Raw genomic sequence first — 6,670 nt, 5'->3', positions numbered from 1 at the left:
CCGGGGGCCCCCGGCCTGTTCGGGGCCCGCCGGCTGCTGGCCGCCCGTGGTCTGCCCCGCGCCCGGTGCGGGGCTGCCGCCCGGCGCTCCGGGGGAGATCGGCGCATCCGACTCCCGCACACCCGCCAGTCCGGTGCGGCTGAGCCGGCCCAGCGAGCCGAGCGGGCCGTGCCCCGGCTCCGTGCCCGCCGACGGCGCCGTGGACCCGCCGCCCGACCCCGAACCGGCCGACGCGGTGGCGGCGTCGGCGAGCCGGGTGGCCGGTTCGTCGTCCGCGCAGGCGGCCAGCGTCAGCAGGGTCGCGACTCCCAGGGTGGCGAGGGCGGCCCGGGTCACCCCCGCCGGCCACCGCGGGGCGGGGTGCGAGGGACGGCCGGTACGGCTCGGTGTCGAGCGGGCGTTGTAGTCCACTCAGCACCAACGAGCCACCCGGCCGGAAGGCGACGCGTCGTCAACCACCGTCCGCCGCCGCTCCGACCGGATCGTGCGCAGACCAACGCTCGTGCCCCGCACGGTCACCCGCAGGTGTGACCGACTCCACAGCGCCGGCGACCACGACACGGCAGACTGCCGCGATGAGCACCTTCGCCGCCGAGACCCCCCAGGCCCGGGCCATCCGGCACGTCGCCGCCCGCGCCGCCGGGGGGCCGATCGACCAGCGGCTGCGCACCACGCTGAACTTCCACCCGGACCGGGCGGTCGATGGGCAGCCCATCCTGTCGGCGCTGGCCCAGCAGGGCGCCTACCGCCCGCAGTTCGTCACCGGGACCAGCAACGGTGGCCTGACCGCCCACCCCGGCGGCGAGCGTTGGCGCTGGGAGAGCCGGATCTTCGGCGGCGCGTACGACGAGGCGCCGGCGAGCGAGCGGCCGGTCTACGGCGCGCTCAACTTCCGCCGTCGAACGGTCGGCGCCGCGCCACGCTTCGGCTCCGCGCACTTCCGGCTGACCGCCCGGTCCCACGCGCGCTCCACCTTCTGCTACCCCGACAGCTTCACGGAGCCCGTCGACTTCGGCGTCTGCCAGGCGATGTCGTTGGTGGAGCTCGCCGCGGCGGACCACCGCGACGCGCTCGACGACTACGTCGAGGCGCAGATCCACGGGGCCGTCCAACTGGACGTGCACGTCGAGGCGTTGGTCCTCGACCCGAGCTACCGCGGCACCGCCGTCGAGGAGCAGGCCCACGAGCTGCCGTGCCCGCTCGAGTGGCACGGCGGCTTCCGGCTCTCGGTGGACGAGCTCCGCCGCCACCCCGACTACCGGGGAGCGGAGTTCGTCGAGCTGGGCGCCGAGATCGCCGAGCGGGGTCGGTTGGACCCGCGGATCGTCGGGGAGGCCGCCCGGTCCGGCCACCATGACCCGCAGGCGCTCAAGCGGGTCTGGCACTACCTCGCCCGGTTCGGTTCCGCCGAACTGACATGACGTGACGTCGGTCCGCGGTCGGCGTGGCCGTGCGAGGGGTCGGCGGAGGTGAGCGAGCGGAGCCACCGTCCGTCCCGCACCGGGGCCCCGGAGACGTCCGCGAAGGCGAAGGCCTCGTTCAGCAGGGCCGCCGTGTCGACGAACCGGCGCCGGAGCGTCTGGTGGTCGTCGGCGGCCAGCCAGACGGTGGCCACGGAGCCGCCCGGCGCGCCGGCCCAGTCGGCCACCCTGTCGCCCGCACAGCTGAGTTGATCAACCGTCAGGACATTGCGCAGGCGCAGCAGATGACGGCGGGAGGGGGCGCTGACCACGGTGTGGGCGCCGGGTGGGGGCGGCAGCAGCAGGGCGGCCACGCAGCGCCGCCAGGTCAGTTGCTCCGGCAGCGGCACGTCGGGCAGGCGGGCGGCGCAGGCCAGCGCCAGCCAGGTCAGGTCCTCGCCGGCCCCGAACCGGGCGGCGCGGGCCACCAGAGGGCCCAGGGTGCCGGTGACGTCGAGGAGTTCGGGGCCGTCGGCGGTCAGCCTGGCGGTCGCCCGGAACGCCCCGCCGCTGGCCGGTCGTCGGCTCACGGCCTGCGCGGCGGCCGCGCTGGCCCGGTCGGTCAGGTCGGGGCAGCGGGAGCTGGGGGCGAGCAGACCGCTCTCGCGGCCCGGACCGACGGGGCAGGGCCGGTCGGTGACGAAGGCCAGTCGCGAACCCCACCGGGCACCGGAGTTGCGCAGCATCTCCACCGACATCAGGTCCGCCGGCGGGTCGGCCGAGTAGCCCGCCGGCTGGCCGGTCGCCCGCTCCACGTTGTCCGGCCGGTCCGTCGGGGTCGGGTGCCCGGCGGCCCGGCCGCCGGGCCCGCTCGCGCGCCACGGCCCCTCCACCGGCCAGGGCCCCTGCGGCTGATCCGGTCCGCTCGCGACGCCGTCCGCGAGCCGGCTGTGCAGGCCGGCCGCCAGGGGGGCGAGTCGGGGGAGGAAGGTGGTCACCGCCGTCGCGCCGAGCCGGCGCAGGGCCCGCAGGCAGGCGGCCGGGTCCTGGAAGTCGACCCGCTCGGTCGGCGCGAGCGAGACGGCCATCGCGTGCAGCACGGGGGCGTTGGCGCCACGGTCGGTGCGATCGGTGAGGAAGGCCAGCGGCAGCCGTCCGTCGGCCGTCTGGGCGATCTCGGTCATGGGCACCGATCCGCCGGGGCCGATCAACACTGCGAGCCTTCTGACTGCGGCCATTGCTCCCCGATTCGCTGGGCCGTTGTGAACAGGACCCAACGGATCTGATCATACTGAAGAACACTGGTCAACAGACCTGAACGTTTATCAACATCCATCCCCGGTCCAGTCCGTGCTCGACCTGATCGGGTGCCGTCCGTTTCGCCGCCGAGGGTGCCGCGTCGCGGCCACCGACCTCGACGGTCCGGGCGGCTGGACACCGCGGTGGCCCATGTCGGCCTGCTCGCGCTGATGGAGGTCGACGAGGCGGAGGGCGAGCACTTCGACCGGGTGATGGCGGTGGAGGGCGGGACATGTTCCTCAGGTAAGGGAGGCCCCGGGCGGATGCCGCCGGCGTCCCTACGCCCAGAGCGGCGCGCCGAGGCTACCGCCTACCGCGGCGCCGGGCAGGACGTAGGCCACGGCTGAGGCCTGGTGCTGGAGGAAGGGGGTGAGGGCGTCGCGGGTGGCCAAGCGGTCCTGAACCCGGACGAATTGAGCGGGATCGCGCATGAAGGCGCAGAACAGCAGGCCGCGGTCGGTCGGGCCGTCGTCGTAGCTGTAGCCGCGTCGGAGCATCCGGGCACCGCCGTCGAGGCGGGGGCTGGTGAGCCGGACGTGGGCGTTGGCGGGGATCACGTAGGAGCCGTCCGGGTTCTTCGCGTAGATGTCCGGGTCGTCGTGCTCGGTGGTACCGGTGAGCGGGACACCGTCACTCTCGTGGCGGCCGATCGTCCGGTCGCGCTGGTCCGCGGGCAGGGCAGCGAAGCCGGCCACGTCCATCCGGATCCGGCGGTAGACCAGCACCGTGCCGTTCTGGTGCGCGCCGGGCGGGCCCCAGACGAACTGCTCGTCCTGCGCCGGACCGGGATTGGCGGTGCCGTCCTTGAAGCCGAACAGGTTGCGCGGGGTGGTCCCCGGGGCGGTCACGGACAGGAAGCCGGACTGGCTCCAGCGCGGGGTGGCGCCGGCGGCCTTGGCCGCGGTGGCGGCGAGTTCGGCGACCACGGTCAGCGTCCAGCGGTCGGCGGCGCACAGCTGGAGCAGCAGGTCGCCGCCGCCGCGGGCCTGATCCAGCCGGTCGCCGGGGAAGGGGGGCAACTCGGCGAGCCCGGCGGGGACGTCGAGGCCGAGCCGGGTGGCCAGCCCCGGGCCGACGCCGACCAGCGAGGTGAGTCGGGTGGTACCGACGCCCTGCAGCCGGGCATCCGACGGGGCATCGGAAGCCGCCATGGCGAGAGTGTGGGTCAGCTCGTCGAGGACGGTGCGCAGGGTCTGCCGGTCGGCGGCGGCGGAGGTCTGGGGGAGGTCCAGGGCCAGCAGTTGGGTGGCCGGCTGCTGGGGCGCCGTCACACCGGCCTGCCGGGGCCCGTGGAAGGGGATGGCGGCCGGCGGGGCGTCCGCGGCACGCTCGTGACCGGCCGTCAGGTCCCTCCCGGCCAGGTCGTCGGCCGTCGCGCCGATGCCGGCGGCCAGCACCGCACCGGCGGCGAGCAGGACTCTCCGCCGCCCGAATCCGGCGCTGACCGGGCGGGTGGGATCCTGCGCGTTTTCCGGTTCGGTGGCCATGCCGCTATTGGAGGCGATAGAACACCTGTCATGCAAATGGCACCCGCTCCATCCGCGTTGAGTATCCGTCAGAGTCGGTCGGCGGGGTTACGGGCGCTGGTGGTGCGCCTGTCGGTGCTGGTCGCGGCGGTGGCGCTCGGGGCCACCGGGTGCTCCACCTCGGGTTCGGCGTCCGCCGACGCGAAGCACCCGGCTGGGACGGTGCTTCGGGTGCCGCAGGACTTCCACACCGTGCAGCAGGCGGTGGGCGTGGCCCGTTCGGGGGACACGGTGCTGATCGGTCCGGGTGTGTACCGGGAGAGCGTGCAGGTCACCACGCCCGACGTGGTGCTGCGCGGCACGGACCGCAATGCGGTGGTCTTCGACGGCGGGGTGCGACTGGCCAACGGCATCACCGTGACCGGCGCGGGCTCGGTGGTGGAGAACCTCACCGTGCGCGACTACCTTGCCAACGGCGTGCTGTTCACCGGCGTCACCGACCAGAAGCTGCAGCAGCACGGGGCCGGCGGCTCGGCGTACAACCCGCTGGACACCACCCGCTTCCCGGCGGTCCAGGGCTTCCGGGCGACCCGGGTGACGTCGTACGACAACGGTCTGTACGGCATCTACGCGTTCGACGCGCACGGCGGCCTGATCGAGGACTCCTATACCTCCGGGCAGGCCGACTCGGGCATCTACGTCGGTCAGTGCCGGCCCTGTGACACCCTGGTCCGCGGCAACACGATGACGCGCAACGCGGTCGGCATCGAGATCACCAACGCCTCCGAGGGCGTCTCGGTGCTGGGCAACCTGGTCACCGGCAACCGGGTCGGGGTCACCATCAACTCCAACGACCAGGAGGCGCTCGCCCCGCAGCACGGCGCGGTGCTCGTGGGCAACGTGATCACCGACAACAACGCCGCCGACACTCCCGAGCAGGCGGACGGCGGCTTCGGGATCGGGATCGGCATCGGCGGCGGCACGGGGGACCTCGTGCAGCGCAACCTGGTCCAGGGCAACACGGCGGTCGGGGTGATCATCACCGACCCGCCGGGGCACCCGGCGAGCGGCGACCAGGTCACCGGCAACCGGGTCACCGGCAATGGCGAGGACCTGGTGCTGGCCGCCGCCGACCCCGATAACTGCTTCAGCGGCAACCAGCCGACCACCCAGAGCCCGGCCGGACTGGAGGACCTGGCGGGCTGCGGGGCGAACGGGCGGGGCAGCCTGCCGAGCGGTCGGGCGGCCTCGGTGCAGGCGCCGCCCGGAGTTCCGTTCAGCCAGGTGCCGGCGCCGCCCGCGCAGCCCTCGATGTCCGACACGACGGCCGCGGCCGGCCCGGCGACGAGGCTGCCGGGGACCGTCGATCCGAACGCGTACCCGCTGCCCACGGAAGCCGGCGCGGTGCCGGTGCGGCACTGACGCGCCATCAGACCAGGGGTGGCGGCGCGGAGTCGGGTTTCAGCTCGTGCCCGTGTCCCACGGCGCCTCCGGAAGCTTGGCGTCGGCGTCGTGCCCGGCGATCTCCAGGGTGGTCGGGGTGCCCAGGCCCGGCATCCGCATCGAGACCCTGCGCAGGCCGCCGTCGCCGTCCACCCAGTAGGTCAGCGGCGACTTCCCGCCGTCGGGGCCGGTGCCCGGGGTGGTGCCAGTGGCCCGCGGGCCGGAGAACTCGTCGTAGTCGCGGCCGTCGATCCGGTCGCGGCCCAGCCAGCGGGCGCCGGACTGGGCGAGCAGCAGCGGGTTGTCGGGCCGGTCCGCGCCGAGCCCGATCAGCAGCCGGAGCCCGGCGTCCAGCGGATCGGCGGTGTAGGAGCGCGGCGACCAGCCCGAGCGGGGGATGTGCTCGGCCTGCTGCCAGGGTGGGGTGCCGTCCAGCGCGGGGGCCAGGCCCAGGCCGTCGCTGTCCCAGACGATCAGACCGTGGTCGAGCTGCGGGGCGGCGCTGGAGCCCGCCGTGCCGGACGAACCGGTGGGCCCGGTCCCGGTGGTCCGGTAGGTCCCGACGCCGTGGTGCGTCCGGTAGTCCACCACTCCGCTGACCCGCAGCACCACGCCGCCACCCTCGGCGGCGGTCAGGGTTACCGCCACGGGGTCGGCCTGGTACAGGTTCAGCCGGGTCAGTGCCAACCGGGATGCCTCGTCCATCGTCACCGGCCGCTCGCCGCTGCCGACCGACAGGCCCCGGTAGGCGGCCACGCCGCCCACCGCGGCGCCGCACACGGCGAGCGCGATCAGGGCCCGGAACCAGCGGGTCCTGCCCACCCCTGAGCCGTCCTGGCGCAGCGCGGGGCCGGCGGTCCTGGTCTTGCGGGCCATGCGGTCGCCTTCTCTCATCGCTGTGGGTCTTGGTCGGGTCGGCCTGTCGGTCACGCGGCCTGGCGGTCACGCAGTCGGGCGGTCACGCAGTCGGGCGGGGGGGGCGGGCCGCTGGGGGGGGGCCCCCACCAGGGCTCCGGAGGCGGGTCGTGCGGTGGATCGTGCGGTGGGTCAGCCGCGCACGAT

The 6,670-nt window shown here is 74.8% G+C and carries 5 protein-coding genes and 1 pseudogene; 2 read left to right on the top strand and 4 right to left on the bottom strand.

Going from position 1 to position 6,670, the window contains the following annotated elements:
- Positions 1–411 (bottom strand): annotated as a pseudogene (locus tag ABD323_RS38655) (hypothetical protein); the annotation flags it as partial.
- 164 nt (positions 412–575) lie between these two features.
- On the opposite strand from ABD323_RS38655, the gene ABD323_RS38650 reads away from it, so the two are divergent.
- Positions 576–1,421: a DUF3626 domain-containing protein gene (locus ABD323_RS38650; protein WP_344446790.1), complete on the top strand. Its 846-nt coding sequence runs from the start codon at positions 576–578 to the stop codon at positions 1,419–1,421.
- Here the strand turns inward: ABD323_RS38650 and ABD323_RS38645 are convergent.
- Both ABD323_RS38645 and ABD323_RS38640 read right to left on the bottom strand, forming a co-directional pair.
- On the bottom strand, positions 1,385–2,584 hold the full coding sequence (locus ABD323_RS38645) for a hypothetical protein (protein ID WP_344446789.1): 1,200 nt from the start codon (positions 2,582–2,584) through the stop codon (positions 1,385–1,387). The genes ABD323_RS38650 and ABD323_RS38645 overlap by 37 nt on opposite strands.
- Before the next feature lie 393 nt (positions 2,585–2,977).
- Positions 2,978–4,186, bottom strand: coding sequence for a Dyp-type peroxidase (locus tag ABD323_RS38640; protein WP_344446788.1), 1,209 nt, complete (start codon positions 4,184–4,186; stop codon positions 2,978–2,980).
- Between the two features lie 57 nt (positions 4,187–4,243).
- Between ABD323_RS38640 and ABD323_RS38635 the strand changes: the two genes are divergently transcribed.
- Entirely contained in the window at positions 4,244–5,587 is a 1,344-nt protein-coding gene (locus ABD323_RS38635; RefSeq protein ID WP_344446787.1) for a right-handed parallel beta-helix repeat-containing protein, read from the top strand.
- Positions 5,588–5,626: 39 nt separating this feature from the next.
- Here the strand turns inward: ABD323_RS38635 and ABD323_RS38630 are convergent, their stop codons facing one another.
- Positions 5,627–6,484, bottom strand: a complete 858-nt coding sequence (locus ABD323_RS38630; RefSeq protein ID WP_344446786.1) for a hypothetical protein — start codon at positions 6,482–6,484, stop codon at positions 5,627–5,629.
- Positions 6,485–6,670 lie beyond the last annotated feature (186 nt).

This window comes from Kitasatospora nipponensis (assembly GCF_039528135.1).
GTDB classification, from domain to species: Bacteria; Actinomycetota; Actinomycetes; order Streptomycetales; family Streptomycetaceae; genus Kitasatospora; species Kitasatospora nipponensis.
This window is presented reverse-complemented; position numbering and strand designations above follow the sequence as displayed.

Coding starts and splice junctions, on each gene's coding strand:
- ABD323_RS38650 (WP_344446790.1), top strand. CDS start 576: ATGAGCACCTTCGCCGCCGAGACCCCCCAGGCCCGGGCCATCCGGCAC.
- ABD323_RS38645 (WP_344446789.1), bottom strand. CDS start 2,584: ATGACCGAGATCGCCCAGACGGCCGACGGACGGCTGCCGCTGGCCTTC.
- ABD323_RS38630 (WP_344446786.1), bottom strand. CDS start 6,484: ATGGCCCGCAAGACCAGGACCGCCGGCCCCGCGCTGCGCCAGGACGGC.
- ABD323_RS38640 (WP_344446788.1), bottom strand. CDS start 4,186: ATGGCCACCGAACCGGAAAACGCGCAGGATCCCACCCGCCCGGTCAGC.